This is a genomic window from Pusillimonas sp. T2 (genome assembly GCF_002236805.1).
In the GTDB taxonomy this organism is placed as follows: domain Bacteria; phylum Pseudomonadota; class Gammaproteobacteria; order Burkholderiales; family Burkholderiaceae_B; genus Neopusillimonas.
This window is the reverse complement of sequence record NZ_NIQA01000001.1, coordinates 596,972-623,524: the sequence shown is the minus strand read 5'-3', so window position 1 is coordinate 623,524 and position 26,553 is coordinate 596,972. Positions and strand designations below refer to the sequence as shown.

The window sequence follows — 26,553 nt, the reverse complement described above, 5'->3', positions numbered from 1 at the left end:
AAACTTGGGCCTGTCATTTTACCTGTCATAGTGCGCGCGGCCCGCGCGTGGTGATTCATGCTGCCTTTTTTTCCACCGCCACCTTTTGTTGCCTCGGCAGGCATCAGCGCCTTTAACCGGCTGCTACGCCGCGAGCCCTGGGCGGCCGAACGGTTATCACGTCATGCCGGTAAAACCGTCAGGTTTATTATTGGGCGTGCCGAAGTGTCGCTGGTGATTGGTAGTCAAGGCACATTGCAATCGGCCGATGCTGCCGTCGTGCCCGATGTCACCCTGACACTGCCCGAGAAGCAAACCGGTCGTTTGTTCGACGTTATTCGTCATCAAGACCCAGAGCAAATTGTTGATGCCTTGCATATCCAAGGCGATGCCGGGCTGGCCAATGTGGTGGCTGATCTGGCGCGTCACTTGCGATGGGATGTCGAAGATGACCTGGCGCGCGTGGTCGGTGATATTCCGGCAACACGTATTATGGCGGGAGCCCGTGCCGTTTCGCGCAGCTTTGCGGCGGCCGGCCAACGCTTAGCAGGCAATGTCGCCGAATATCTTACCGAAGAGTCCCCAACACTTATGGCGAAAGCCCATCTGCCGGTTCATCAAGAACGCACGGCTCAGTTGCTGCAACAGCTTGATCAATTAGATCGCCGTGTGGAGCAGCTAGAGCGGCGCAACGCATGGGGCAGGGGGCGCTGATGCTGACGTTTTTCCGATTGATCGGCATTGTATTTATTGCCTTGCGTTATCGGCTCGACGAACTGGTGCTGTCCAGCATTAAGCATCCCGTGGCGTATTCGTTGCTGCGTATTGTTCGTTTTGGTCGCCCGCCACGCGACGATCGCGGTGTCAGGTTGCGGTTAGCGCTTGAGTCTTTAGGACCCATATTTGTAAAGTTCGGGCAAGTGTTGTCAACGCGTCGCGACCTGATTCCGCCCGACCTGGCCCTTGAACTGGCCAAGTTGCAAGACCGTGTACCCCCGTTTCCGTCTGACAAGGCCGCCCAGTGTGTCGAGGCCGCCTTGGGGGCGCCGCCCTCGACGCTGTTTCGCCATTTCGACAAAGATCCGGTGGCGTCGGCGTCTATAGCGCAAGTGCACTTTGCAATCTTGCACGACGGGCGTGATGTAGCCGTCAAGGTGCTGCGGCCCGGCATGCTGTCGATCATTGAAAAAGATCTGGCCCTGATGCGTATTCTGGCCGGCGTCATTGAAAAGCTGGTGCCCGACAGCCGTCGCCTGAAGCCGCGCGAGGTTGTGGCCGAGTTTGATATTTACCTGCACGACGAGCTTGACTTGGTGCGCGAGGCTGCAAATTGCAGTCAGTTGCGCCGGAACTTTGGCCCAGAAACCGGTCGGCAAAATTTGCTGATGGTGCCCGAGGTAATATGGGAATACACCACGACCACAGTGTTCACCATGGAGCGCATGCGGGGCATACCGGTAAGCCAGATTGAACGTCTGCAAGACGCGGGTGTCAATATTAAAGACCTTGCGCGCACGGGGGTCGAAATTTTCTTTACCCAGGTCTTTACCGATGGGTTCTTCCATGCCGACATGCATCCGGGTAATATTTACGTGTCCGATGCGCCCGAAACTTTGGGGCGCTATATCGCTCTGGACTTCGGCATTGTGGGGTCGTTGTCCGAACATGACAAAAATTACCTGGCACAGAATTTTCTGGCTTTTTTCCGCCGAGATTACCGCCGGGTGGCTCAGCTTCATATCGAATCTGGGTGGGTGCCGCCCTCTACGCGCGAAGAGGCCCTTGAAGGCGCTGTGCGCGCGGTGTGCGAGCCCTATTTCGATCGGCCTTTGGCGCAAATATCATTGGGTCAGGTGCTGTTGCGTTTGTTTCAGACGTCGCGTCGTTTTAATGTAGAGATTCAGCCTCAACTGGTGTTGTTGCAAAAAACGCTACTTAATGTCGAGGGTATGGGGCGCGACCTCGATCCAGACCTGGATTTATGGAAAACTGCCAAGCCGTATCTAGAAAATTGGATGCATGAGCGGATAGGTCTTAAGGGCTTGAAGAAGCGCCTTGACCAGGAAGCCGGGCAATGGGCGCAGATGCTCCCCCAGTTGCCGCGCTTGGTGCACGCCAGTTTGTCGCGTCCCGATGCCTTGCCAGGCATGCAGCAAGAGCTGCACCGTTTGCGCAAGGCACAAGAGTTTAATAACCGTTTGGTCATGGTGTTTGCAGCCGTTGTTGCAGTTGCGATTGGTGTCGCGATCTGGGTCATAGCCGGTCGCTGAAATTTGTGTTCTTGTTAGTCCGTCAGGCCGCTGACATATTATTGCGATGTTCTTCGCGTAGTATGTTTATTGTTTATGCGGTTTTTTGTTCGTCAAGTGTCGTTTAAAGAGAGATTTAATATGCTTTACCCTGAATTGTTCAAATCAATGGAGGCAGTACGCTGGAATATGGCGACTGATATTCCATGGGATGATTTTGATGGCAGCAAACTCTCCGATGAGCAGGCCTACACGATCAAGATGAATGCCATCACCGAGTGGGCGGCGTTGCCGGCAACTGAAATGTTTCTTCGAGACAATCAAGACGACAGCGACTTTTCGGCTTTCATGTCAGTCTGGTTTTTCGAAGAGCAAAAGCATTCGCTGGTTTTGATCGAGTACTTGCGTCGTTTCCGTCCCGAACTGGTGCCTACCGAAGAAGAGTTGCACAAGGTGCGCTTCGAGTTCGACCCGGCACCAGCGCTCGAAACCCTGATGCTGCATTTTTGTGGCGAGATTCGCCTTAATCACTGGTACCGTCGGGCTGCCGAATGGCACACCGAGCCCGTTATCAAGGCGATTTATCAAACCATCGCGCACGATGAAGCTCGTCATGCGGGCGCCTATTTGCGCTACATGAAGCGTGCGTTGGCCCAGCGCGGCGACCTCATCGGTCAGCAGGCCCGTATGGCGTTTTCTAAAATTGGCGTGCTCATGGCCTCGGCGCATCGTACGCCGCAGGCACTTCATCCTACCAATTTGCACGTCAATAAAAACATGTTCCCCGACGACACCGTGCAATCCAAGCTGCCTTCGCCCGGTTGGCTTGAAAATTGGCTTGATCAGCAAATCCATTTCGATAAAGACTGGGAAGGCAAGGTCAGCTCACGTATTTTGCACAACCTGTCGCTGCTGCTCGACAGCAGCTTCAAAACCGTACAAGACCTCAATCGGTACCGAAAGAGCCTTACGCGCGAAACGTCGCCAGCTGTTTAAGGCCGGTAGCTGCGTTATGGGCGTTCGTTTCGAAAAAAAAATCCTCTCGCGCGCTGAGTGCGAGGCTGCGGTGAGCGAGGGGCGCTTTCCGCGGCCCTTGGTGTTCACTAATGGGGTGTTCGATATTTTGCACCGTGGGCATGTCAGCTATCTTGACGAGGCTGCGCAACTTGGCGCCAGCCTTATTGTTGCTGTTAATACCGATGCCTCGGTCAAACGCCTGGGCAAGGGCGACGATCGGCCCATCAATACACAAGACGATCGCCTGGCCCTGCTGGCTGCCCTCGAGTGTGTGAGTGCTGTGACGGTTTTTGACGAAGATACGCCTCAGGCGCTAATCGAAGCTTTAAAGCCTGACCTGATTGTAAAAGGGGGCGATTACAACATGGAGGCGCTGCCTGAAACCGCTGCGGTCAGGCAGTGGGGGGGCGATGCCGTAGCTATCCCGTTTCGGTTTAATCGCTCGACGACATCGTTGCTGAAAAAAGTCAGGCAATCATAGCCGGCTGCCGCCGCCGGCTTATTTATTATTCTGGCTTGCCAGTAGGGCGTTGACACCGCGCAGGTCGTCTTCGGTCAGGGTGCCGGCAACGGCTTTCAGGCGTAGCCCGTTAAGCAGTGTGTTGTACCGCGCATTGGCCAGGGCCCGTTGAGTTTCATACAGTTGTTGCTGCGCATTCAAGACGTCGATATTAACGCGCACGCCCACCTCGTAGCCGGTCTGGTTGGCATCGAGCGAGGCTTTGCTTGATTTCTCGGCGGCTTGCAGCGCGTTGACCTGAGCCAGACCTGATACGACACCCGAAAAATACTGTTGTGTGAGTTGTACCGCCTGGCGACGAGTAGACTCGAGGTCGTAGCGGGTGCGTTGCAGCACTGATGTTTGTTCGCGTACGCGCGAAGAAATGCCCCCACCCGCAAAAATAGGGATAGACAATTGAACCCCTACCGTACTGTCGACTGACCGTGGGCCCGCTTGCGGGCCATAGATGCCGCGATCGGAGGTGCTGCCCGATTGCGCGTAAAAGTCGAGTGTTGGGTAATGACCGCTTTTCGCAATGTTGATTTGTTTTTCGGCAATGCGGGTAGACAGCAACGCCCGTGCAACTTCCAGGCTGGCTTGCCCGGCTTGCGATGTCCAGTCGGTAATGCGTGCGGGTTGTGGCGGTGGCAGGCTGATATTGCCTGACAACCCGGCCAAATCTTGTGGCCGTTCGTTGATAATTTTTTGAAGCTGGTCTTGACTGACCTGCAGCGTGTTTCGGGCTTCGATTTCGCTGGCGTTGATCAGGTCGAGTCGGGCTTGCGCCTCGTAGGTGTCGGCGATGGTGGCGCTGCCTAGTTCAAACCCTTTTTTTGCAGCTTCAAGTTGATTGGTAATGGCCCGCTTCTGCGCATCGAGTGTGACCAGAGTGTCTTGCGCGGCCAGTACCCCGAAATAGGCCTGGGCAACGCGCAATAACAGGTCTTGCCAGGCTTGTTGCACGGCCAGGTCGGCCGATTCGGCTTCAAGCTGCGACTGCTTGAGTTGTTCCCAGGCAGCGATGTCGATGATAGGCTGCGTTAGGGTGACGGCCCAGGTGCCTCTTTTTTCGGTGCGGTCGCGATCGAAATTTGTGCGGCGTACATCGTCGAGTTCGGCACCCGTGCTGCCGGTTAAAAACGGCAGAAGTTGGGCGCGTGCCTGAGGGACTTTCTCGAGGATGGCGTTGCGGTTGGCTTTGGCCGATGCAAATACCGGGTCGCGCTCAAGCGCTTTACTCCAGATATCGAGCAGGTTCTGTGTTTGGGCCGATGCCGAACCGACCCACAGCGCCAGTGTGGCGCTTGCAACGAGATGCCACCGACGCCCGCGCATTCAGAATTTGAACTGAGGTTGCGCCGTGCCACGCAGCGGCTTAATGACGGTATCGAACAGCGACTGTGTCTCGAAGCTGGCGGCACTGGTACGGGTAATGCGGTAGGCCGTCATGACGGGCTGATTGCCCACGACAACCACCATACGGCCGCCCACACACAGTTGGTACTTGAGCGCATCGGGAATGACGGGTACCGAGCCAGTCAGTAAGATCGCGTCGTATTCGGCGGTTCCCCAGCCTGCATGGCCATCACCCACTTCGACGTTGACGTTGTTGACGTGCTCGCGCTGCAGGTGGTCGGCTGCAAAGGCGGCGATACGACTGTCGATTTCGACGGTAGTGACCTGCTGAGCCAGGCGCCCCAGCAATGCGGCCTGGTAGCCCGAGCCTGTACCGATTTCGAGGACACAGTCAGTGGGTTCGAGCAAGAGATCTTGCGCCAGCCGGGCCTCGACTTTTGGGGTCAGCATGGTTTCGTGCGAATCGATGGCATTGATGATGAGCGGCAGCTCGACATCGGAGAACGCCATGGCCTGCATGCCCTGCGGCACAAAGCGCTCGCGAGGGACGTCGAAAAGTGCCTGGAGCACTTTTTTGTCGAAGACGTTCCAGGGCCGAATTTGTTGTTCGACCATATTGAAACGGGCTTGTTCGATGTCGGAGAGACCGGTGGCGTTCATAACATTCGATGCAAAAATAAAGGTAAAGGTATTGTACCCATTCGTGGGCGCTGGCGGCGTCTGGGGCGCGTTACCACCATTGGTGGAAATGATGAACCGGACCGTGGCCATGGCCAACGGCAAGGTCGTCTGCACGCAAGATGGCCGACACCAGGTAGTCTTTCGCACGCTGCGCAGCTTCGGGGAAACTGTCGGTTTGTGGCAGTAGGGCGGCCAATGCAGCAGACAGCGTGCAGCCGGTGCCGTGAGTGTTGCGCGTGGCAATGCGCTGACCCGGTAGCTCGATGAGCTTATCGCCATCGTAAAGCACGTCGATGGTGTCGTTGCCGGGGAGGTGGCCCCCCTTAAGGAATACCCATCGGTGGCCGTTGTCGTTCATGAGTCGGCGAAGGCGTTCGGCCATGCGACGCATTTCTTTAAGATTTTCGACCGCGCTGGTCCCGAGCAATACCCCAGCTTCGGGTAAATTAGGTGTCATGACTGTTGCCAGGGGCAGCAAGCTCTCCCTCAGCTCGGCGATGGCCGGCTTTTCGAGCAGGGTATCGCCACTTTTTGCGATCATGACCGGGTCAAGCACAATGTGCGCGGGCTTCCAGTGCGCAAGTCGTTCGGCCACGGTGCGTGTTACCGGTTGCTGGCCCAGCATGCCGATTTTTACGGCATCAATTCTGACGTCGCTGAACAAGGTGTCGATTTGTAGTGCGACAAAGTCGGGCGGTACCGGTGCAATGCCGGTAACCCCTTGAGTGTTTTGCGCGGTAAGCGCGGCGACGACCGCTGTGCCATAGGCGCCCAGTGCGCTCATGGCCTTGATGTCGGCAAGGATACCGGCACCGCCCGAGGGGTCGACGCCTGCGATGGTTAGCGTATTCGGGGTCATGACTTGGTTTTGGACTGAATTAAACCTTCGGTGGGCGAGCTTGGGCTGGCCGCATAAAACTTGCGCGGCATGCGGCCGGCCAGGAAAGCCTCGCGGCCGGCTTCGACGGCTTTTTTCATGGCGCTGGCCATGAGGACGGGGTTTTGTGCCCCGGCGATGGCGGTATTCATCAAGACCCCATCGCAGCCCAGTTCCATGGCAATTGCAGCGTCGGAGGCGGTGCCCACACCGGCATCTACCAGCACGGGGACGCTGGCCTGGTCGATGATCAGGCGCAGATTCCAGGGGTTAAGAATGCCCATGCCCGACCCAATCAGCGATGCCAGTGGCATGATGGCGACACAGCCGATGTCTTCAAGCATACGACACTGAATAGGGTCGTCGGTGCAGTAAACCATGACGTCAAAGCCGTCGTCGACCAGTGTTTTTGCCGCTTTCAGCGTTTCGGGCATATTAGGGAAGAGATTGTCGGCGCTGCCTAACACTTCGAGTTTGACAAGTGCATGCCCGTCGAGCAGCTCGCGCGCCAGTCGCAGGGTGCGCACGGCATCGTCGGCAGTAAAGCAGCCGGCCGTATTGGGCAAAATGGTAAAGCGCGAGGGCGGCAGGAAGTCGAGCAGGTTCGGTTCGTTGGCGTTTTGGCCAATATTGGTGCGACGGATGGCCACAGTGACAATGTCGGCGCCGCTGGCGTCGATGGCCTCGCGGGTTTCTTGGAAATCTTTGTATTTGCCGGTGCCAACCAGCAAACGGGATGCGTAGGTTTTACCAGCCAGGGTGAAAAGGTCGTTGGAGTTCATGGTTGATTTATGCGGATTCTGAGTGCCTTCGAATGGCCTTATTGTAGAGTCAGCGCTGCTTTCGTGCTGTGGGTCGCGGGTCATGAAGCTACAATAAGGGACAAAATTGTCTTTTTTTTCAACAGGTCTTGACGCGTGTCCTATCCCAAGCTGCCCTACCCTTTGTCGTCTTACACTCATGGTGCCGAGTTCGTTCGTTTGCTCGCGTCCCGCATTCTGGTCCTCGATGGCGCCATGGGGACAATGATCCAGCGATACAAGCTGTCGGAACAAGACTTCCGGGGCGAGCGCTTTGCCGATCATCCCAGCGACGTCAAGGGTAATAACGAACTGTTGTCACTGGTGCGGCCCGACATCATTCTTGATATTCATCGCCAATACCTTGAGGCGGGTTCTGATGTCATTGAGACCAATACTTTTGGCGCCACGTCAGTTGCGCAGGGCGACTATGGCTTGCCCGGCCTGGCTTACGAGCTGAATCTTGAGTCGGCGCGGCTGGCACGTCAAGCCTGCGACGAATTCAGCACGCCCGACAAGCCCCGTTTTGTGGCTGGCGCCTTGGGGCCTCAGCCTAAAACCGCCTCGATTTCGCCCGATGTCAACGACCCGGCGGCGCGCAATGTCACATTTGACGAGCTGCGTGTGGCCTACACCGAACAGCTCGAGGGTCTCCTCGACGGCGGGATTGACATCGTCCTGATCGAAACTATTTTCGACACGCTCAATGCCAAAGCGGCAATTTTTGCCGTTGAAAGCGTGTTCGAGGCGCGCGGCGTGCGCTTGCCCGTCATGATTTCGGGCACCGTGACCGATGCATCCGGTCGTATTTTGTCCGGCCAAACCGTCGAGGCCTTCTGGAACTCCGTCCGTCACGCCCGTCCGGTCACCATTGGCTTGAACTGTGCGTTGGGTGCGGCGCTCATGCGCCCCTACGTGGCCGAACTGTCGAAGATTTGCGACACCTACGTTTGCGTTTACCCCAATGCCGGCTTGCCCAACCCCATGGCCGAGACCGGATTCGATGAAACCCCCGAAGACACCTCGTCGTTGTTGCGTGAGTTCGCAACGGCAGGCTTGGTCAACATGGTGGGCGGTTGTTGTGGGACGACGCCTGAGCACGTTCGCGCCATCGCCGAGCGCGTTAAAGACCTGCCCATTCGGCAGGTGCCCGAAATACCCGTTAAGACGCGGTTGTCCGGCCTCGAAGCGCTAAATTTCGACGAAAACTCGCTTTTCATCAACGTGGGCGAGCGCACCAACGTGACCGGCAGCAAAATGTTCTTGCGGCTGATTCGCGAAGAAAAGTACGACGAAGCGCTGGCTGTAGCACGCCAGCAGGTCGAGAACGGTGCGCAAATCATCGATATCAACATGGACGAGGCCATGCTCGACTCGGTCTCGTGCATGAGCCGGTTCCTGAATATGGTGGCGTCCGAGCCCGATATCTCACGCGTGCCCATCATGATCGACAGCTCGAAATGGGAAGTCATCGAGGCTGGCCTGAAGTGTGTGCAGGGCAAGGCGGTGGTTAACTCCATTTCCATGAAAGAAGGCGTTGAGGCCTTCTTGGCGCATGCCCGTCTGTGCCGCAAGTATGGTGCAGCGGCGGTCGTCATGGCTTTCGACGAAAAAGGTCAGGCCGACACACTCCAGCGCCGTATCGATATTTGCGGACTGGCGTATAAATTGCTGGTCGAAGAGGTCGGTTTCCCGCCCGAAGACATTATTTTTGACCCCAACGTTTTTGCTATTGCCACCGGCATCGAAGAGCATAACCACTACGCGGTCGACTTTATCGAAGGTACGCGTTGGATTACCCAGAATTTGCCTCACGCGCGTGTGTCGGGTGGCGTGTCCAACGTCAGCTTCTCTTTCCGGGGCAACGAGGCGGTTCGTGAAGCCATCCATACCGTTTTCCTGTATTACGCCATCCAAGAGGGCATGACGATGGGGATCGTCAATGCCGGGCAGCTTGGTGTTTATCAAGATATCGACAAGCGTTTGCTCGACCTGATCGAGGACGTCGTGCTCGACCGCCAGACGCCGCTGGGCAAGGTTGATGAGGCCGACACCCGTACGCCGACCGAACGTCTGGTCGAATATGCCGAGACTGTTAAAGGCTCGGGTACCAAAAAAGAAGAAGACCTGACGTGGCGTCAGAACCCGGTTGAGCAAAGGCTTGCTCATGCGCTGGTGCACGGTATTACAACGTTCATCGTTGAAGACACCGAAGAGGTCCGCCAGAAAATTGCCGATCAAGGCGGTCGACCCATTCAGGTCATCGAAGGGCCTTTGATGGACGGCATGAATGTGGTGGGCGACCTGTTCGGTGCGGGGAAAATGTTCTTGCCGCAGGTGGTTAAATCCGCCCGAGTCATGAAGCAGGCCGTAGCGCACCTCGTGCCTTTCATTGAAGAAGAAAAGCGCCAGATTGCGGCCGCCGGCGGCGATGTGCGAGCCAAGGGCAAAATTGTCATGGCCACGGTCAAGGGCGATGTCCACGATATCGGCAAAAACATCGTGACAGTCGTGCTCCAGTGCAACAACTTCGAAGTTGTGAACATGGGCGTGATGGTGCCTTGCGCTGAAATTCTGGCTAAAGCCAAAGAAGAGAATGCTGACATGGTCGGCCTGTCGGGCTTGATTACACCCAGTCTTGAAGAAATGGCCTATGTGGCTTCTGAAATGGAGCGTGACGACTACTTCCGTAGCCGCAAAATGCCTTTGCTGGTGGGCGGGGCCACCACTAGTCGGGTGCACACGGCCGTAAAAATTGCGCCCAATTACAGCGGGCCGGTTATTTATGTGCCTGATGCCAGTCGGTCGGTAGGCGTCGCCACCAACCTGATGTCGGATCAAAGCCAAGTCTATCTTGATGACCTGGCCAAAGAGTACGACCAAGTTCGCGAGCGTCATGCCAACCGCAAAGAGACGCCAATGGTCAGCATTGAGCAGGCCAGGGCCAACAAGCCGGTGATCGACTGGGCAGCGTATACGCCGCCACGCCCCAAATTTATTGGCCGGCGCACGTTCAAAAATTACGATTTGGCCGAGCTGGCCCGTTACATCGACTGGACACCGTTCTTCCAGACCTGGAGCTTGTTTGGGCAGTACCCGGGCATTTTGCAAGACAAAGTGGTGGGCGAGCAGGCCCAGAAGGTCTTTGCCGAAGGGCAGGCCATGCTGCGTAAAATTATCGACGGCCGTTGGCTGACGGCCAATGGCGTCGTGGCTTTTTACCCGGCCAATACGGTCAACGATGACGATATCGAAATTTACACCGACGAAAGCCGCAGCGAGGTGTTGTTTACCTGGCGCAATGTACGCCAGCAAGGCGTCAAGCGCGAAGGTGTCGACAACAAATGCCTGGCTGACTTCATCGCACCCAAATCGTCTGGAGTAGCTGATTACATCGGTATGTTTGCAGTCACCGGAGGGCTGGGCATCGAAAAATGGGAAGCCGAATTCGAAAGGCAAAATGATGACTATTCGGTCATTATGCTTAAGGCTTTGGCCGACCGTTTCGCCGAGGCTTTTGCCGAGTGCCTGCACGCCCGGGTTCGCACCGATTTATGGGGTTATGTACCTGCCGAAGCCCTTGATAACGAGGCCATGATTGCCGAGAAGTATCAGGGAATTCGTCCTGCGCCTGGCTACCCCGCTTGTCCCGAACATATCGTCAAAAAAGAGATGTTCCGTGTGCTCGATGCTGACGACATTCAGATGCAGCTGACCGACAGTTATGCCATGTATCCGGCCTCCAGCGTGTCGGGCTTTTACTTCAGTCACCCGCAGTCACAGTACTTCAACGTAGGCAATATTGGCGCCGATCAGTTGGCTGACTATGTTCAGCGTAGTGGTCGCCCGGAGGACGATGTGCGTCGCACCTTGTCCAGTATTCTTGGGTTGAAGTAAATCATGGACGCCGAATCCCGGTCTTCGGCAGCGGCGTCCGATCATCCACCCGGACAAGCCCGGCGCCGTGCGTTGGGCGAATTCCTGCGCAGTGTTCGCGCCCGGGTAACGCCCTCAAGCGTAGGGTTGCCGGCGGGCATCCGTCGACGCACGCCGGGGTTACGTCGCGAAGAAGTAGCGCAGCTGGCGGGTATCAGCATTACTTGGTATACCTGGATCGAACAGGGGCGCGATGTTTCGGTGTCGGCTCAGGTATGGGCGCGTTTGGCCGATGTATTGCACATGACGCGGGCTGAGCGCCATTATTTGTTCGAGCTGGCCGAGTGTGCCGACCCCGATCACGGTAAAGAGACCCCTGAAGAGTTGCCGGAGGGCTTGCAAGCGTGCGTCGATAGCATTGTTGTGCCCGCTTATATTATCGACAGGGCCTGGAATGTGTTGGCTCGCAATGTGCCGCTTGAACGGCTCTTTGGTGGTTGGCCTGGCGGCGAGGCCTCTCCCAATCTGTTGCGCTACATCTTTCTTGACCCGGCAGCGCTCGATTTGGTCGTTGATTGGGAAACGCGGGCGCGACGGGTTGTGGCCGAGTTTCGGGCTGACACCGTGGCGCATACAGAAGCGCCGCAGATTAGCCGCCTGATAGACGCCTTGCTAGAGGCAAGCCCAACGTTTGCACACTGGTGGACGCGGCAAACCGTGGTGGAGCGCGAGGGCGGGCGGCGCGGCTTTCATCATCCTGACCTGGGCAAGGTGTTTTATCGCCAGGTGACGTTCAATTTGGCGGTCCGCCCCGATTGCAAACTGGTAATGCTGTTGGAAGACGAGCCCACGCCAGGCGGCCGGTAAAGCGCTTACCGTTATTTCTTGCCGCTTATGGTCTTTTCTTCTGGTGAAGCTGTTCTGCGGCATTGGCGGGCAGACGTATAAACGAAAAGAACGACAGCGCAGTCATTGCGCCGATGGCCGCAAATGCCCAGGCCACGTCGTCTTGTGCTAGCGTTGTGGCGCCTCGGGCGTTCATGCTGACATTCATGATCAGCGCGGCACAACCCACCCCCAGGCTGATCCCTAACTGTTGAGCCATGGCCGCAAATGTGCTGGCTTTGCTCATTTGTGCCGACGTAAGCTGTGCGTAGGTGAGAGTGTTCACCGCCGTAAATTGCAGCGACCTAAATACGCCACCCACGGCCAGAATGGTCACCATGATCCAAAAAGGCGTTGTGGCCTCGAATAGAGCGCATGCCGCGGTGAAGGCGCCGGAAATCAACGCGTTGATGGTCAGCACGTTTTTGTACCCAAAAGTTTCTATGACGCGCGTTGCGATGAACTTCATGAGCAAGGCGCCGGCGGCCCCTGTAAATGAAATGAGACCGGCGGCAAAGGCCGACATGTCGAAGGCGACTTGCAGCAAAATAGCCAGCAAAAACGGGGTGGCACCCACCGTGAACCGGCACAGGTTTCCACCCAGTACCGAAATGGCGAACGACGGGATACGCAGCAGGCTAAGGTCAAGGATAGGATGCGGGTGATGGCGGGCATGCCACACGTAAAACAAGCCGCAGATCGTGCCCGTGGCGAGCAGCCCCAGGGTGTGCGTGCGCGTCGCGTCGGTGTTTCCGATGGATTCAAACCCCCATACCAGCGTGGCCAGTGCAATACCGCTAAGCGCAAAGCCTAACCAGTCCAGAGGGCGAGTGTGGGCTGGCAGGTCGGGGCGGATATATTTAAGAATGAGATAAATGCCCAGTGCGCCGACAGGGACATTGATCAGGAAGATCCAGTGCCACGAGGCATATGTGACCAGAAAGCCGCCTAACGGCGGCCCGATGATCGGGCCTAAAAGCGCGGGCATGGCCAAGAATGACATGGCCTTGAGCAGATCTTCTTTCGGCGTGCGTTGCAACATGATGATCCTGCCGACGGGTACCATCATGGCGCCGGCCAGCCCCTGAAACAACCGGGCGACGACCAATTGCGGCAGGCTTTGCGACAGGGCGCAGGCCACTGACGCCGCAGAAAACAGCAAGATGGCCACAATGAACACTTTGCGGGCGCCGAAGCGTTCGGCAGCCCATCCGCTGATGGGCACAAACACAGCCAGTGCCAGTAAGTAGCTGGTGATGGCCACGTTCATTTTGACCGGCGTGGTTTGAAGCGCTGCCGCCATGGCCGGAATGGCGGTGGCCACGACGGTGGCGTCGAGCATTTGCATGAACAAGGCGCACCCGACTATGAACGGGATCATGCGTATCGCCGTGCGTTCGCGATTTGATAGGTGCGGAGATGGTGTGCTGCTCATGGCTAGATTCTAACTTTACCCGGCTGAAGTAAACTTGCGGGTTGAAGGCAATTTTGCGTGTCTGTTATTTTAGCGAGCCCAGGTCATGGCCAAAAATTACGAATCTGAAATTACTCAGTTCATCAAGCAGTTCAAACAAACCCACCCCGATACCGAGCAGCGTCAGCGTGAGGGGCGCGCCCGCCTGTGGGACAAACATATCGACCCAGAGCTTCAAGAGCAGTTCAAGGCTGGGCGTGTGGTGCAGTCGGCTTACGTTTACCAGACCAAATAAGTCTGATGGCTGGTCCGGGCGCAACATCTCCCGATCTGTCTGCGCTGGTTGATCCTAGTGTCGACAGTACGCCCGACGTTGTCGACCACGTGGCGTTGGCGCGACTTTATGGCGAGCCATTGTTTGCGCTGCCGCAAGACCTTTATATTCCGCCTGACGCCCTCGAGGTGTTCCTCGAAACGTTTCAGGGGCCGCTCGATCTGCTGCTTTACCTGATTCGTAAGCAAAATTTTAATGTCCTCGACATCCCCATGGCCGAGGTGACGCAGCAGTATTTGTCTTACGTCGAGCAGATCCGTTCGCATAACCTCGAATTGGCAGGCGAGTACTTGCTAATGGCTGCGTTGCTGATCGAGATCAAGTCACGGATGTTGCTGCCGGTTAAAAAAACTGATACCGGTGAAGAGGTCGACGACCCACGTGCTGAGCTCGTGCGCCGTTTGCTTGAATACGAGCAAATGAAACTTGCCGCGCAAAAACTGAATGCGCTGCCGGTGTTGGGCCGTGATTTTCAGCGTGCGCGTGCTTTCATGGACATTCAGGTCGAGCGCATGCTGCCTGATGTTTCGCCTGAAGATCTGCGCCAGGCCTGGGCCGACATCATGAAACGCGCCAGCCTGAATGCGCATCATAAAATCACGCGCGAACAGTTGTCGGTGCGAGAACACATGACTAAAATTTTGCGCCGTTTGTCCGATGTTCGCTTCCTCGAGTTTACTCAGCTGTTTGACGAGGCGGTTCGTAGCGGGCAGGGCGTGCCGGTGATTGTCGTGCATTTTCTGGCCATGCTCGAGCTTGCACGAGAGTCACTGCTCGAAATTACGCAGGCCGAGCCCTATGCCCCAATTTACGTGCGTTTGGCGTATATTCGCGCAGTCGATTAATACGCCCGCATACGGAGACCTATTTGAAAGTCGTTCATACCATTGAAGAGTTGCGTGACCAGCTGCGCGGGCAGTTGCGCGTGTCGTTTGTGCCCACTATGGGCAATTTGCATCAGGGCCACCTGTCGCTCATGAAGCTGGCACGTCAGCATGGTGATCCTGTTGTCGCCAGTATTTTTGTCAATCGGCTTCAATTCGGACCCAACGAAGACTTCGATCGTTATCCGCGTACGCTTCAGGCCGACATCGAAAAGCTCGAGCGCGAACGCGACGTGTACGTGTTATTTGCGCCGCACGAAAAAGAGATGTACCCCGAGCCTCAGAGCTATCAAATTCTGCCTCCCCCCGATCTGGGCGGTATCCTCGAAGGCGAGTTCAGGCCCGGCTTTTTTACGGGCGTCAGTACCGTTGTCCTCAAGCTTTTTTCGTGTGTGCAGCCCCGTGTAGCCGTTTTTGGCAAAAAAGATTACCAGCAGCTTATGGTGGTTCGTCATATGTGCCGCCAGTTTCAGTTACCCGTAAAAATTCTGGCGCACGAGACAGTGCGTGATGCCGATGGCCTGGCATTGTCTTCACGCAATCGTTACCTGTCGCCGGAAGAGCGGGCCGAAGCGCCGCAGCTTTACGCTTGCCTGAGTGCCATTCAAGATCAGTTGCAGGCCGGCGCAACCGATTCGGCCGAGCTGACGCAGGCGGCTATAAGCCGGTTGACGGCTCGAGGCTGGGACGTTGATTACCTCACACTGCGCCGTCAGCGTGATCTGGGCACCCCATCGGCTGAAGAAATCAAGGCGCGAGAGCCGTTAGTCGTGTTGTCAGCAGCCAAGTTGGGGGCAACGCGCCTGATCGACAATCTCGAGGTGTTTTAACCCGCTTGTTTGGTGTGTTTCCCGATGTCATTCGAGGCCCCGTTTTTCGGGGCCTCGGTTTTTACCCTGTCAGATCTGTCAGCAGACAACTGTTCTTTTACGTGGAACAATCGGCAGACATAACAACACAGGAGACATCCGGATATGGCATTTACCTACACCAAAGACCAGGCTATGGCTGTACTTACCCCGCGCGAACGCGACGTCATGCAATATGTCGTCAGGGGTACGGCCAATAAAGTGATTGCCTCAGAGCTGGGGGTGTCGCAACGCACCATAGAAGCCCACCGTGCGCGTATTTTTCAGAAGCTGAAAGTACGTAACGCCGTTGAGCTGGCTGGGCAGGTCATGATGTCGTTGCACGAATCCCAGCCGCATTAGCCCCCAAGGGCGTGCGCCGCCCCTTAGGCCTGCATGCTCAGAACGTTCAGGGTCGGCAGTTCAGCTTGGGGCGGGCGTTCATTTCGGTGATGCCGTCAACTTCGGCCTGACGCGTCAGGTGGTAATCGAGTGTTGGGCGGTGGTCGTTGATGGCATCTATACGCAAGATGTTGTCGGTTTGAAAGGTAAGCCGTGCTTTGGTGGCTTTGGTGTCGGTTTCGAGTAAGACACGCCAAGGGGCGGTGCCCACAACAACCCAACAGCCTTGCTCGAAGGTGGTTACCGGGTTGGTTGTGCCCAGTTGCACGGTGCGTGCGCGCCACTCGCCGTCGGGGGCCATGGTTAGGGTAATGCGCGTGGCAGGGCAGTCTTGACCTTCGGGTAGGCAAGGTGTTGTGCCTAAAAAGGTTTTTGGCTCAAGCAAGGGGCGGATGCTGGCCGCAGCAGCGCGCGGCGCGCTTTCGGTTGGCTGCGCGGTAGGTTTTTCGGCAGTGTCGCCAAAGCCTAGCTGCAGTTGCGACGGCGCGCGTTGGCCATTGCGCCCCTGGGCCTGCGACTGCGCATCAGACAGTGTCGACTCGGGTCCTGTTTCGTAGTAACCGGGGGATTGCTGCTTGGCGCAACCGGCAAGGGCAACGGCGCTAATGACGGCTAAAAGGCCGAAACGGAAAGTGGGCTTCTTCAGGGCGGGCATGCTGATGTTCCATCAAGAATTCGATTCAGCGCTTATTCTACGCAACTATCTGCACGCCGGTAATCCCCCGGGCGGCGAGTTCGAATGGTTAGCGCATCTTGCCGGCTTGCCGGGTGGGTTATGGCTGTCATATCTGGTAGGCGGCCTGCTGGCGGGCCTTGTGGTGTACGGCGTAGGTTTGCGGTACACGCGCCGGGTTGTGCTGGCATTTGCGCTCGCCGACTCGGTCGAATTGTCTGAGCGATGGCGTTGGCCGTGCGCTGTACCCTGGGCGTTTTTCGGGGCGCTGGTCGGGCTTGGTCTGGCGGTCAGCCCGCGGGGCGCGTCTGATGGCCCGGCGGGTCTGCTTGTGTTTGTTCTTGTTTTGTTGGTACTGGGGGTGTTGGCACTTACCGACTGGCACACCGGCTTTTTGCCCGACGAACTGACGTTACCGTTGATGTGGGCGGGTTTGGTTTGGTCGTGGCTGGGCTATGGCGTTGGGGTTGTGCAGGCCTTGGGCGGTGCCATGGCGGGCTATGTCTTTTTGTTTTTAATCTTCTGGCTGTACCGTTGGCTCAGGGGGCGAGAAGGTATGGGCGGCGGCGACTTCAAGTTTGCTGCTGCACTGGGGGCCTGGGTTGGGTTAGCGGCTTTGCCCTGGGTGTTGTTGCTGGCTTGCTCGATGGGTGTGTTTACCGCGCTTGCCCTCAGCCGCCGGCCAGGGTTTACAGGCGTTTTCCCGTTCGGGCCTTGCCTGTCAGCTGCCGGGGCGGTTTTTTTATGGGTGGTCTCGCCCTAAAATGCGGTCTGTGACTTAAACAGGCCAATCAAATGCTTAAAATCGGACTCACCGGTGGAATCGGCTCGGGCAAAACTCGGGTGGCTGACTTGTTTCAGGCGTGGGGCGCTGCCGTGATCGATACCGATGTCATTGCCCACCAGCTTACCGCGCCTGGCGGCCAGGCCATCGAACCCATACGCGCAGCTTTTGGTAGCGGGGTGTTAACCCCCGATGCGGCGCTCGATCGTGCGGCAATGCGTGAGCTTGTGTTTCAGGATGCCGAGGCACGAGGTCGTCTGGAAGCGATTATTCACCCGTTGATAGCCCAAGTTACACAAGCGCAGGCCGAGGTGGCTTCGGGGTGTTATCTTGTCTTCGTTGTGCCGCTGCTGGTCGAGTCGAAGCGTTGGGTTAGTCGCGTAGACCGGGTTTGCGTGGTTGATTGCGACCCGGAAACCCAGATCGCTCGGGTTCAGGCGCGTAGCGGGCTGACGCCTGAGGCCATTAGGCGTATTATGTTGGCACAAGCCACCCGAGAGGCGCGTTTGGCCGTTGCCCACGATGTCGTCCTTAACGATGGCCAAACCACGCCGCAACAATTGCAGCACCGCGCACGGCAGTTGCACGAAAAGTGGTGTGTACTGGGTGCTCATTCATAGAATACACAAAGCAATAAGGTAGCTGGTCCAGTGATTTTGTACGAATATCCCTGTAACGAACGCGTTCGATCCTTGCTTAGGGTCGAGCATTTGTTCGGGCGTTTGTTTTTTTTCGCCAATCAGGAAGACGTCAACCATCATCAAGTGGCCATGAGCACCTTGTTCGACCTCCTCGAGGTTTGCGAACGCACCGACTTGCGTGGGTCGGTATTGCAAGACCTTGAACGGCAGCGGGCGGCGTTGGGCGGTTTGCGCCAGCACCCCGGGGTCGATGTCGAAACTGTCGACAAAATGCTGGCCGACATCGAGCGTGCAAGTGCTGAACTTGCAGCGCAAGGGCGTATTGGCCAGGTTTTGCGCGACAACGAATGGTTGGCTAGCTTGCGTGGCCGTTTGACTGTACCAGGAGGGTCCTCGCCTGCCGACATCCCCTCGTATTACGCCTGGCAAATTAAGCCGACTCAGGTCCGCATGAGCGACCTGCAGCAATGGGTCGATCCTTTCATGCCGCTTTACAACGGTCTGGCGCTTATTTTGCGCCTGCTGCGCGAATCAGGTAATCCGGTCGAGCTCGAGGCGCCGCAAGGGGCGTATCAAGAAATGCTGACAGGCAAAACGTTTCAGCTGCTGCGCGTTTGGGTTGACCCGGCTTTGGGCGTCTTCCCCGAAATGAGTGCAAACAAATACGTTATCTGGGTGCGTTTCTCAATGCAAGATAACGAGCTCAAGCCCATTTCTGTCACGCAACGCGTTCCCTTCCGACTGTCCCGTTGTAATTTCTAGTCGCCGCGTCGCCATCCCGCGCGTGAGTTTCTCCTAGCTTTTGTCACGTAATTGTTGCGTTCGATTTCAGAACGCGGCAGTCGGGTCGCGCGTTTTCGTTTTTATCGGCGAAAATTGCAAGCATTCTCACTCCAATAAAAATCGGGGACGGTGCATGTCCGAATCGCAAGCAAGAAATCGATATGGGTTACGCAAGGGGCTCCTGGCGCTGGTGGTACTGGGCGCATTGGGGCTTGGCTATTTTTTGTGGAGTGGTTCTGGTCAGCCTCCGGGCTCCGAAGGCGCAAACCAATCGCCGGGCCAGCCCGTCGGTTCGCGGCCCGCTCAGGCTGCCGGTGGGCGCCCGGGCGGGCCGCCGGGTATGGCGGCGATGGCGGTGCCTGTCAAGGTGGCCACTGTCGAGCAAGGGCCAATACAGAACATATTCACGGCTTTGGGTACGGTGACTGCGTTCAATACTGTGACGGTGCGCAGCCGGGTCGATGGCGAACTGCAAAAAATATTCTTCACCGATGGTCAGAAAGTAAAGGCCGGCGACCTGTTGGCGCAAATCGACCCACGTCCATATCAGGTACAGCTTGATCAGGCGCTTGGGCAGCAGGCTCAAAACCTGGCGCAGCTGAACAATGCCCGCCAAGACTTGAAGCGCTATGAGCAGCTGTTTCGGCAGAACTCGCTGGCGCGTCAGCAACTGGAAGCTCAGCAGGCGCTCGTTCAGCAGTACTTGGGCGCTCAAAAAACCGATCAGGCTAATGTCGATAGCGCGCGCTTGCAGCTTGAATTCACGCAAATTACGGCCCCGATCAGTGGCCGGTTGGGCCTGCGAGTAATTGATCAGGGTAATCTCATTTCGGCCGGCAGCACCGAGGGTTTGGTGGTTATCACCCAAACCCAGCCCATTTCGGTGGTGTTTTCGTTGCCCCAGGCTCAGTTGCCTGCGGTGCTCGAACGTTTCAATCAAGGTCAGCCTTTGGTGGTCGATTTGTTTGATAGCGCAGAGCGTCGCCTGTTGGCCACGGGCGAATTGTCTTCAATAGATAACCAGATTGACATCGCAACCGGCACGGTAAGGCTTAAAGCAACATTCGAAAATCAGGACGAAACGCTGTTTCCGAACCAGTTTGTCAATGTGCGTTTGCGTGTGAGTACACAGCCGGACGCCGTTATTGTTCCGACCCAGGCGGTGCAGCAAGGGTCAGCTGGCGCATTTGTGTATTTGGTGGCCGACGACAACACCGTAACGGTACAGCCCATTGTGACGGGCACGATAGAGGGGCGACGGGTTGCCGTGGTTGAAGGGGTGACGGCCGGCCAACGGGTGGTTACCGATGGCGTTGACCGTTTGCGAAACGGGACGCGTGTTCAAGTTATTGAACCCTGAGGGCTGCCGTGAACCTGTCACGCCAATTTATTTTGCGCCCGGTGGCCACGACGCTGGCCATGGTTGCCTTGTTGATTGCCGGTATCCTGGCCTACCGCATGTTGCCGGTTTCGGCCTTGCCAGAGGTTGATTACCCGACCATTCAAGTGTCAACCTTGTATCCGGGGGCCAGTCCCGACGTCATGACTGCGTTGGTCACGTCGCCGCTCGAGCGGCAGTTCGGACAGATGTCGGGGCTAACCCAAATGTCCTCGACGAGTTCCGGCGGGGCATCGCAAATTACGTTGCAGTTTGGCCTTGATGTGCCGCTGGATGTTGCCGAGCAAGAGGTGCAGGCGGCCATTAATGCGGCGTCAAATTTGCTGCCTAACGATCTGCCCGCGCCGCCGGTATACAACAAGGTGAATCCGGCAGACACGGCTGTGATTAGTCTGGCCATTACTTCGCCCACGCTGCCCTTGTACCAGGTGCGCGACCTGATCGATTTGCGTGTTGCCCAAAAATTATCGCAAATTTCGGGGGTAGGGCTGGTTAGTATTGCGGGCGGGCAACGGCCGGCGGTACGGGTGCAGGTCGACCCGCAGGCCTTGTCGTCGCATAGTCTGACCTTGTCATCGGTGCGCAGTGCCATTGTGTCAGCCAACGTGAATCAGCCCAAGGGCAATCTTGATGGCCCCGAGCGTTCGACAACCATTAATGCAAACGATCAGTTGCGGTCTCCGGAAGATTATGAGGCCCTTATTCTGGCGTATGAAAACCAGGGGGCATTGCGGCTGGGTGATGTGGCGCAAGTGGTGCGTGACGCCGAGAATATCCGGCAGGCGGCCTGGGTAGGTACAACACCGGCCATTTTGCTCAATATCCAGCGTCAGCCCGGCGCTAACGTGATTCAGGTCGTAGATCGGGTCAAGGCGTTATTGCCCGAATTGCGCCAGGGGTTGCCGGCAGGTGTAGATGTTGCCGTGGCTTCAGACCGTACTCAGACCATTCGCGAAGCAGTGCGCCATGTGCAGACCGAGATGGTGCTGGCGATCACGCTGGTGGTGTTGGTGACATTCGTCTTTTTGCGCACTTGGACGGCCACTTTTATACCCAGCGTCGTGGTGCCGCTGTCGTTGGTAGGTACGTTTGCCATCATGTACTTGGTGGGCTTCAGTATTAATAATCTGACCCTGATGGCCCTGACCATTGCCACCGGGTTTGTGGTCGATGATGCCATTGTCATGATCGAGAATATCGCGCGTCATCTTGAAGAGGGTTTGTCGCCGCTTCAAGCAGCTCTGAAGGGGGCGGCGCAGATCGGGTTTACGTTGGTGTCGTTGACGCTGTCGTTGGTGGCCGTCTTGATTCCGCTGCTGTTCATGAGTGATGTCATCGGTCGCCTGTTCAGTGAGTTTGCCATTACGTTGGCGGTGGCTATTTTGCTGTCGCTGGTCATTTCGCTAACCCTCACGCCCATGATGTGTGCACGCCTGTTGCGCGCCGAGTCTGAAGCCGATTTGGGGCCATTGCAGCAGCGTCTTGGGCGATGGATCGACGGCCTGATAAGGGGTTATGACCGCGGACTGGTTTGGGTGTTATCGCATCAGCGCACCACGCTGTGGGTCGCGCTGGGTACTTTGCTAGTCACAGTCTTGTTGTATGTGTGGGTGCCCAAGGGGTTTTTCCCGCAACAAGATACGGGTTTGATTCAAGCGATCAGTCAGGGTGAGCAATCTATTTCTTTTGGCGGGATGTCGCGTCTTCAGCAAGAGGCCGCGCGAATTATTGTCGAAGACCCCGATGTGGAGCAGGTGACTTCGTTTATTGGCGTAGACGGCACCAACGTGACGCTTAACACTGGCCGCATGCAGATTGCCCTGCGCCCGTTGGCCGAGCGCAGCGACAATGCGCAGGCCATTATTCAGCGTTTACAAGAGCAATTGAAAGCGGTGTCGGGGCTTGAGGTGTTCATGCAGCCGGTTCAAGACCTGACCATCGACGATCGTGTCAGTCGTACCCAGTATCAGCTGTCACTGTCAGACCCCGAGCCCTCGGTGCTTTACGATTGGGTGCCAAAGTTTGTGGACGCTTTGGCTGAACAGCCCGAACTGGCGGATGTTACCGACGACTTGCAAACCCGTGGCTTGCAGACCACGCTAACTGTCGATCGCGATGCGGCCGCACGTGTCGGCGTGACGTTATCGGCCATCAGCGAGGCGCTCTACGACGCGTTCGGGCAGCGTCAAATTTCGACGATTTTTACGCAGTCCGCCCAATATCGCGTTGTGTTGGAAGTGTCCCCCCAGTATCGCCAGGATCCTTCCGCGCTTGATCATATCTATGTGCAGACCACGTCCGGGGGCACGGTGCCGCTAACGGGGCTGGTCAAGGTCAGCCAGGTCGACAGCCTGCTTTCGGTGGGCCGCCTTGACCAGTTTCCTGCGGTGACGGTGTCGTTCAATTTGCCCGAGGGCGTGGCGCTGTCGGATGCGGTTGCCGCGATCGAGCGTACCTATCAGAGTATCGGCGTGCCTGCGTCAACCGAATTGCGTTTTCAGGGCGCTGCGCGTGCTTTCGAGGCGTCGTTGAGCAGCACGCTTTGGTTGATGCTGGCCGCGGTGGTCGCCATGTACATCGTGCTGGGCATCTTGTATGAAAGCTATATTCATCCCATCACTATTTTGTCGACCTTGCCGTCGGCTACGGTTGGGGCGCTGCTGGCGTTATTGTTGACCGGCAAGGCGCTCGACATGATCGGGGTGATCGGCATCATTTTGTTGATTGGCATTGTCAAAAAGAACGCCATCATGATGATCGACTTTGCGCTCGAGGCCGAGCGTGGGCGAGGCCTTTCGCCCGTCGAGGCCATCCGCGAGGCGGCTCTGCTGCGTTTTCGTCCGATTCTCATGACGACGCTGGCGGCATTATTCAGTGCGATTCCCCTGATGTTGGCGACGGGTGCAGGTTCCGAGTTGCGGCAGCCATTGGGTTTGGTTATGGTGGGCGGCTTGATTTGCAGCCAGTTGCTTACGCTCTTTACGACGCCGGTCATTTACTTGATGTTTGACCGCCTGGCACGACGTTGGCGTGGTGCCGCACAAAACGCGGCAACCGGAGATTCTGCATGAGGTGGCTGGCGGCCTTTATTGTCCGCCCTGTGGGCACAACGCTGGTTTGTCTGGCGATGGTGCTGGCCGGCGCTTTGGCACTGCGGGTGCTGCCGGTGGCGCCATTGCCTCAGGTCGATTACCCCATGATTTCCGTCACCGCTCGTATGGCGGGAGCCAGCCCCGAGACCATGGCGTCCAGTGTCGCCATGCCGCTCGAACAGGCCTTGGGCTCGATTGCCGGCGTGACTGAAATGACCTCGCGCAGCACCGAAGGCTCGACGCGAATTTCACTGGTCTTTGATCTGAATCGCGATATCAACAGCGCGGCGCGTGATGTACAAGCAGCCATCAATGCGGCGCGTGGCTCGTTGCCCTCGGGCCTGCGCGATAACCCGACCTATAACAAGGTCAACCCCGCGTCGTCGCCCATTATGGTTCTGGCGCTTACGTCAGACACCTATACGCAGGGACAGCTTTACGATCTGGCTTCAACGGTGCTGGCCCAAAAATTGGCGCAGGTGCCGGGCGTGGGGGAGGTCAGCGTAGGCGGCAGTTCGTTGCCTGCCGTCAAAATCAGTTTGAACCCACAGGCTTTGGTGGCGGCTGGCGTAGCTCTTGACGAGGTGCGCAGTGCCCTGGCCAATGCCAATGTCGTACGCCCGAACGGGGTGATTGAAAATGACGATTACCACTGGCAGATCGGTACGGGCCCGCAAATGGATCGCGCCGAGCAGTACAGGCCGCTGATTGTGGCCTGGCGTGATGGTGCGCCGATTCGGCTGCAGGATGTGGCTACGGTTGAAGATGGTGTGGAAGAAATTTTCAACGTTGGGTTTTACAACGATAGCAAAGCTGTGTTGTTGATTATTCGCCGGCAACCCGACGCCAACATTATTGAGACGGTAGATGCAATTCACGATTTGATGCCGGCGTTTCAAAGCATGGTGCCGGCTCAGGTCAATGTGACGGTGGCCCAGGACCGTACCCCCAGCATTCGTGCGTCGCTGGCCGAAGCGCGTCTGACGCTCATTATCGCCATCGTATTGGTGGTGTGGGTGGTATTGCTGTTTTTGCGTAATGCACGGGCAGCGCTTATTCCCAGTATTGTGGTGCCGGCGTCGTTGGTTACCACCTTTACCCTGATGTGGGCGTTTGGCTTTACGTTGAACACCATGTCGCTGATGGCACTGATCGTAGCGACCGGTTTTGTGGTCGATGATGCCATTGTGGTCCTCGAAAATATTATGCGGTATATCGAGCGGGGTTACAGCCCGGTGCGTGCCGCGATACGTGGCGTGCAAGAGGTCGGATTCACGGTAGTCGCGATGAGCCTGTCTCTGGTAGCGGTGTTCATCCCTATCTTGCTGATGTCGGGCGTAGTCGGCCGTTTGTTCCGAGAGTTTGCCATTACCTTGTCGGCGGCCATTCTGGTGTCATTGCTGTTGTCGCTGATTCTCACGCCCATGATGTGCGCACGTTTGCTTAAGCCGGCGGTACCCGGGTCAAAGCCCGCCGATGGGCCTGGCCGGCGATTTTTGGACTGTGTCGGCGCCGTTTCAGGTCGCTGGTATCGCCGATCGCTCGACTGGGCGCTGGCCCACAGTCGATTGATGTTGCTGGTGCTTGTGGCTACGGTGGGCCTTAACGTCTATTTGTACACCGTGGTACCCAAAGGTTTCTTCCCGCAGCAAGATACCGGCCAACTGTTGGGGTTTTTCCGAACCGACCAGGGTACGTCATTTCAGTCGTTGCTTCCCAAGCTCGAAAAATTTCGCAACGAGCTTTTAAAAGATCCCGCGGTTGACAGTGTGACCGGGTTTGCTGGCGGGCGTGGTGGCAGTAACTCCAGCTTCTTGCTTATTCAACTCAAGCCAGTCGACCAGCGCAATGTGAGTGCAAACGACGTCGTCAACCGACTTCGGGGGCGTTTCATGCGAGAACCCGGGGCGCGGCTTTTTCTGGTGCCGCAACAAGATATCCGCGTTGGGGGGCGCCAAGGGCTCTCGTCCTACGAGTACTCGTTGATGGGGAGTGATCTTGATCTGCTGAAAACCTGGTTGCCGCAGGTGCAGCGTGCGCTGGCCGGCTTACCCGAGTTGGTCGACGTTGATAGCGATATTGAAGACAAGGGCCGTCGGGTTGAGTTGGTGATTGATCGCGATGCGGCTACCCGTTTGGGCGTGGATATGGCGTTGATTGCCAGTACGTTGAACAATTCATTCAGCCAGCGTCAGGTGTCAGTGATTTACGAACCGCTTAACCAGTACCGCGTCGTCATGGCGGTTGACCCCAGATACGCAGAAGATGCAGAGTCGTTGAAACGGGTTCAGGTGGTCACCGCCGACGGAAATCGAATTCCGTTATCGGCCTTTACAACCTTCAAGATCGGCACGGCCCCGCTTAGCGTGCGCCATGCCGGATTGTTTGCCGAAGAGTCGGTGTCGTTCAGCCTGGCACCCGGCGTGTCGCTTGATCAGGCCACTCAGGCGATTGAAACGGCGGTTGCGCGCATAGGCTTGCCTACCCAGGAAATTCAAGCGTCGTTTCAGGGTAATGCCCAAGCCTTGCAGGAATCGCTTGCCCAGCAACCCTGGCTGATTCTGGCTGCGCTTGTCACCATGTACATTGTGTTGGGCATGCTTTACGAGAGCTACATTCACCCGTTGACGATCCTGTCTACTTTGCCCTCTGCCGGCATCGGTGCCTTACTGGCGTTGATGATGGTGGGCATGGAGTTTTCGCTGATTGCGCTGATCGGCGTTTTTCTCCTGATCGGCATCGTCAAGAAGAATGCCATCATGATGGTCGATTTTGCGCTGCACGCCGAGCGCGAGCAAGGTTTGTCGCCGCGTGAAGCTATCTATCAGGCATGTTTGATCCGGTTTCGGCCAATCATGATGACGACGTTATCGGCGTTGTTTGGGGCGGTACCGCTGGTGTTTGCGACCGGGGCAGGTGTAGAGCTGCGCCAACCCCTGGGTATCACTATTGTGGGTGGCCTGATCCTGAGCCAGATTTTGACCTTGTATACAACGCCTGTTGTGTACTTATATCTTGACCGGCTGCGCTGGTGGTCGCTGAATCGCCGCGCTTTGCGGCAAAATAATCAAGGGTAG

22 protein-coding genes are annotated in these 26,553 nt (G+C 56.9%); 16 read left to right on the top strand and 6 right to left on the bottom strand.

What is annotated here, in order from left to right; all coding sequences use genetic code 11:
• The first annotated feature begins 57 nt into the window (after nucleotides 1–57).
• The 4 genes from PuT2_RS02845 (at nucleotide 58) to rfaE2 (ending at nucleotide 3,726) form a co-directional block, all read left to right on the top strand.
• Complete coding sequence (locus PuT2_RS02845; protein WP_093969500.1) at nucleotides 58–693, top strand: SCP2 domain-containing protein; 636 nt, start codon at nucleotides 58–60, stop codon at nucleotides 691–693.
• Nucleotides 693–2,249: a ubiquinone biosynthesis regulatory protein kinase UbiB gene (ubiB, locus tag PuT2_RS02840; protein WP_093969499.1), complete on the top strand. Its 1,557-nt coding sequence runs from the start codon at nucleotides 693–695 to the stop codon at nucleotides 2,247–2,249. Before PuT2_RS02845 ends, ubiB begins: the two co-directional genes overlap by 1 nt.
• 120 nt (nucleotides 2,250–2,369) lie before the next feature.
• Nucleotides 2,370–3,224 (top strand): ferritin, encoded by an 855-nt coding sequence (locus PuT2_RS02835; protein ID WP_093969498.1) that lies wholly within the window; start codon nucleotides 2,370–2,372, stop codon nucleotides 3,222–3,224.
• A gap of 16 nt (nucleotides 3,225–3,240) precedes the next feature.
• Nucleotides 3,241–3,726, top strand: coding sequence for a D-glycero-beta-D-manno-heptose 1-phosphate adenylyltransferase (gene rfaE2, locus PuT2_RS02830; protein ID WP_093969497.1), 486 nt, complete (start codon nucleotides 3,241–3,243; stop codon nucleotides 3,724–3,726).
• A gap of 18 nt (nucleotides 3,727–3,744) precedes the next feature.
• Here rfaE2 and PuT2_RS02825 read toward each other — a convergent pair whose 3' ends face one another.
• The 4 genes from PuT2_RS02825 to PuT2_RS02810 form a co-directional block, all read right to left on the bottom strand.
• Nucleotides 3,745–5,082 (bottom strand): TolC family outer membrane protein, encoded by a 1,338-nt coding sequence (locus PuT2_RS02825; RefSeq protein ID WP_093969496.1) that lies wholly within the window; start codon nucleotides 5,080–5,082, stop codon nucleotides 3,745–3,747.
• Nucleotides 5,083–5,763 carry a protein-L-isoaspartate O-methyltransferase gene (locus PuT2_RS02820; RefSeq protein WP_093969586.1) on the bottom strand — a complete coding sequence of 227 codons (681 nt, stop codon included), beginning with the start codon at nucleotides 5,761–5,763 and terminating at the stop codon, nucleotides 5,083–5,085.
• A gap of 70 nt (nucleotides 5,764–5,833) precedes the next feature.
• Entirely contained in the window at nucleotides 5,834–6,643 is an 810-nt protein-coding gene (gene thiD / locus PuT2_RS02815; RefSeq protein ID WP_093969495.1) for a bifunctional hydroxymethylpyrimidine kinase/phosphomethylpyrimidine kinase, read from the bottom strand.
• Nucleotides 6,640–7,443, bottom strand: coding sequence for a thiazole synthase (locus PuT2_RS02810; protein WP_093969494.1), 804 nt, complete (start codon nucleotides 7,441–7,443; stop codon nucleotides 6,640–6,642). The genes thiD and PuT2_RS02810 overlap by 4 nt, the downstream gene beginning before the upstream one ends.
• Before the next feature lie 135 nt (nucleotides 7,444–7,578).
• Here PuT2_RS02810 and metH point away from each other — a divergent pair, with 135 nt between their 5' ends.
• Together metH and PuT2_RS02800 are read left to right on the top strand one after the other, a co-directional pair.
• The gene (metH, locus tag PuT2_RS02805) at nucleotides 7,579–11,358 is read left to right on the top strand and encodes a methionine synthase (RefSeq protein ID WP_093969493.1); all 3,780 of its coding nucleotides are present in this window, start codon (nucleotides 7,579–7,581) and stop codon (nucleotides 11,356–11,358) included.
• A gap of 3 nt (nucleotides 11,359–11,361) precedes the next feature.
• The gene (locus PuT2_RS02800; RefSeq protein ID WP_093969492.1) at nucleotides 11,362–12,204 is read left to right on the top strand and encodes a helix-turn-helix transcriptional regulator; all 843 of its coding nucleotides are present in this window, start codon (nucleotides 11,362–11,364) and stop codon (nucleotides 12,202–12,204) included.
• Between the two features lie 25 nt (nucleotides 12,205–12,229).
• Here PuT2_RS02800 and PuT2_RS02795 read toward each other — a convergent pair whose 3' ends face one another.
• Nucleotides 12,230–13,603: a DHA2 family efflux MFS transporter permease subunit gene (locus tag PuT2_RS02795; RefSeq protein ID WP_370318058.1), complete on the bottom strand. Its 1,374-nt coding sequence runs from the start codon at nucleotides 13,601–13,603 to the stop codon at nucleotides 12,230–12,232.
• Between the two features lie 139 nt (nucleotides 13,604–13,742).
• Here PuT2_RS02795 and PuT2_RS02790 point away from each other — a divergent pair, with 139 nt between their 5' ends.
• From PuT2_RS02790 to PuT2_RS02775, 4 genes are all read left to right on the top strand, one after another.
• Nucleotides 13,743–13,931 (top strand): DUF3460 family protein, encoded by a 189-nt coding sequence (locus tag PuT2_RS02790; RefSeq protein WP_093969490.1) that lies wholly within the window; start codon nucleotides 13,743–13,745, stop codon nucleotides 13,929–13,931.
• Between the two features lie 5 nt (nucleotides 13,932–13,936).
• A complete protein-coding gene (locus PuT2_RS02785; protein ID WP_093969489.1) occupies nucleotides 13,937–14,815 on the top strand; it encodes a ScpA family protein in 879 nt (292 codons plus the stop codon).
• A gap of 23 nt (nucleotides 14,816–14,838) precedes the next feature.
• Nucleotides 14,839–15,684 carry a pantoate--beta-alanine ligase gene (gene panC, locus PuT2_RS02780; protein ID WP_093969488.1) on the top strand — a complete coding sequence of 282 codons (846 nt, stop codon included), beginning with the start codon at nucleotides 14,839–14,841 and terminating at the stop codon, nucleotides 15,682–15,684.
• Nucleotides 15,685–15,828: 144 nt separating this feature from the next.
• Nucleotides 15,829–16,065, top strand: coding sequence for a response regulator transcription factor (locus tag PuT2_RS02775; RefSeq protein ID WP_093969487.1), 237 nt, complete (start codon nucleotides 15,829–15,831; stop codon nucleotides 16,063–16,065).
• Nucleotides 16,066–16,111: 46 nt separating this feature from the next.
• On the opposite strand, the gene PuT2_RS02770 is transcribed toward PuT2_RS02775, so the two are convergent.
• Nucleotides 16,112–16,759 carry a copper resistance protein NlpE N-terminal domain-containing protein gene (locus tag PuT2_RS02770; protein WP_093969486.1) on the bottom strand — a complete coding sequence of 216 codons (648 nt, stop codon included), beginning with the start codon at nucleotides 16,757–16,759 and terminating at the stop codon, nucleotides 16,112–16,114.
• On the opposite strand from PuT2_RS02770, the gene PuT2_RS02765 reads away from it, so the two are divergent.
• The 6 genes from PuT2_RS02765 (at nucleotide 16,758) to PuT2_RS02740 (ending at nucleotide 26,553) form a co-directional block, all read left to right on the top strand.
• Complete coding sequence (locus tag PuT2_RS02765) at nucleotides 16,758–17,540, top strand: A24 family peptidase (RefSeq protein ID WP_158214001.1); 783 nt, start codon at nucleotides 16,758–16,760, stop codon at nucleotides 17,538–17,540. The two genes, PuT2_RS02770 and PuT2_RS02765, sit on opposite strands and share 2 nt — an antisense overlap.
• 32 nt (nucleotides 17,541–17,572) lie before the next feature.
• Nucleotides 17,573–18,181: a dephospho-CoA kinase gene (gene coaE / locus PuT2_RS02760; protein ID WP_093969484.1), complete on the top strand. Its 609-nt coding sequence runs from the start codon at nucleotides 17,573–17,575 to the stop codon at nucleotides 18,179–18,181.
• Between the two features lie 30 nt (nucleotides 18,182–18,211).
• Nucleotides 18,212–18,964, top strand: a complete 753-nt coding sequence (zapD, locus tag PuT2_RS02755) for a cell division protein ZapD (protein WP_093969483.1) — start codon at nucleotides 18,212–18,214, stop codon at nucleotides 18,962–18,964.
• 154 nt (nucleotides 18,965–19,118) lie between these two features.
• Nucleotides 19,119–20,345, top strand: a complete 1,227-nt coding sequence (locus PuT2_RS02750; RefSeq protein WP_093969482.1) for an MdtA/MuxA family multidrug efflux RND transporter periplasmic adaptor subunit — start codon at nucleotides 19,119–19,121, stop codon at nucleotides 20,343–20,345.
• An 8-nt stretch (nucleotides 20,346–20,353) separates the two neighbouring features.
• On the top strand, nucleotides 20,354–23,455 hold the full coding sequence (locus tag PuT2_RS02745; RefSeq protein WP_093969481.1) for a multidrug efflux RND transporter permease subunit: 3,102 nt from the start codon (nucleotides 20,354–20,356) through the stop codon (nucleotides 23,453–23,455).
• Entirely contained in the window at nucleotides 23,452–26,553 is a 3,102-nt protein-coding gene (locus PuT2_RS02740) for an efflux RND transporter permease subunit (RefSeq protein WP_093969480.1), read from the top strand. The genes PuT2_RS02745 and PuT2_RS02740 overlap by 4 nt, the downstream gene beginning before the upstream one ends.

Excerpts from the sequence above, each read along its gene's own strand:
- PuT2_RS02845 (WP_093969500.1), top strand. The coding sequence starts at position 58 with ATGCTGCCTTTTTTTCCACCGCCACCTTTTGTTGCCTCGGCAGGCATC.
- ubiB (WP_093969499.1), top strand. The coding sequence starts at position 693 with ATGCTGACGTTTTTCCGATTGATCGGCATTGTATTTATTGCCTTGCGT.
- PuT2_RS02835 (WP_093969498.1), top strand. The coding sequence starts at position 2,370 with ATGCTTTACCCTGAATTGTTCAAATCAATGGAGGCAGTACGCTGGAAT.
- rfaE2 (WP_093969497.1), top strand. The coding sequence starts at position 3,241 with ATGGGCGTTCGTTTCGAAAAAAAAATCCTCTCGCGCGCTGAGTGCGAG.
- PuT2_RS02825 (WP_093969496.1), bottom strand. The coding sequence starts at position 5,082 with ATGCGCGGGCGTCGGTGGCATCTCGTTGCAAGCGCCACACTGGCGCTG.
- PuT2_RS02820 (WP_093969586.1), bottom strand. The coding sequence starts at position 5,763 with ATGAACGCCACCGGTCTCTCCGACATCGAACAAGCCCGTTTCAATATG.
- thiD (WP_093969495.1), bottom strand. The coding sequence starts at position 6,643 with ATGACCCCGAATACGCTAACCATCGCAGGCGTCGACCCCTCGGGCGGT.
- PuT2_RS02810 (WP_093969494.1), bottom strand. The coding sequence starts at position 7,443 with ATGAACTCCAACGACCTTTTCACCCTGGCTGGTAAAACCTACGCATCC.
- PuT2_RS02800 (WP_093969492.1), top strand. The coding sequence starts at position 11,362 with ATGGACGCCGAATCCCGGTCTTCGGCAGCGGCGTCCGATCATCCACCC.
- PuT2_RS02795 (WP_370318058.1), bottom strand. The coding sequence starts at position 13,603 with ATGATCCCGTTCATAGTCGGGTGCGCCTTGTTCATGCAAATGCTCGAC.
- PuT2_RS02790 (WP_093969490.1), top strand. The coding sequence starts at position 13,743 with ATGGCCAAAAATTACGAATCTGAAATTACTCAGTTCATCAAGCAGTTC.
- PuT2_RS02785 (WP_093969489.1), top strand. The coding sequence starts at position 13,937 with ATGGCTGGTCCGGGCGCAACATCTCCCGATCTGTCTGCGCTGGTTGAT.
- PuT2_RS02775 (WP_093969487.1), top strand. The coding sequence starts at position 15,829 with ATGGCATTTACCTACACCAAAGACCAGGCTATGGCTGTACTTACCCCG.
- PuT2_RS02765 (WP_158214001.1), top strand. The coding sequence starts at position 16,758 with ATGCTGATGTTCCATCAAGAATTCGATTCAGCGCTTATTCTACGCAAC.
- PuT2_RS02770 (WP_093969486.1), bottom strand. The coding sequence starts at position 16,759 with ATGCCCGCCCTGAAGAAGCCCACTTTCCGTTTCGGCCTTTTAGCCGTC.
- coaE (WP_093969484.1), top strand. The coding sequence starts at position 17,573 with ATGCTTAAAATCGGACTCACCGGTGGAATCGGCTCGGGCAAAACTCGG.
- PuT2_RS02750 (WP_093969482.1), top strand. The coding sequence starts at position 19,119 with ATGTCCGAATCGCAAGCAAGAAATCGATATGGGTTACGCAAGGGGCTC.
- PuT2_RS02740 (WP_093969480.1), top strand. The coding sequence starts at position 23,452 with ATGAGGTGGCTGGCGGCCTTTATTGTCCGCCCTGTGGGCACAACGCTG.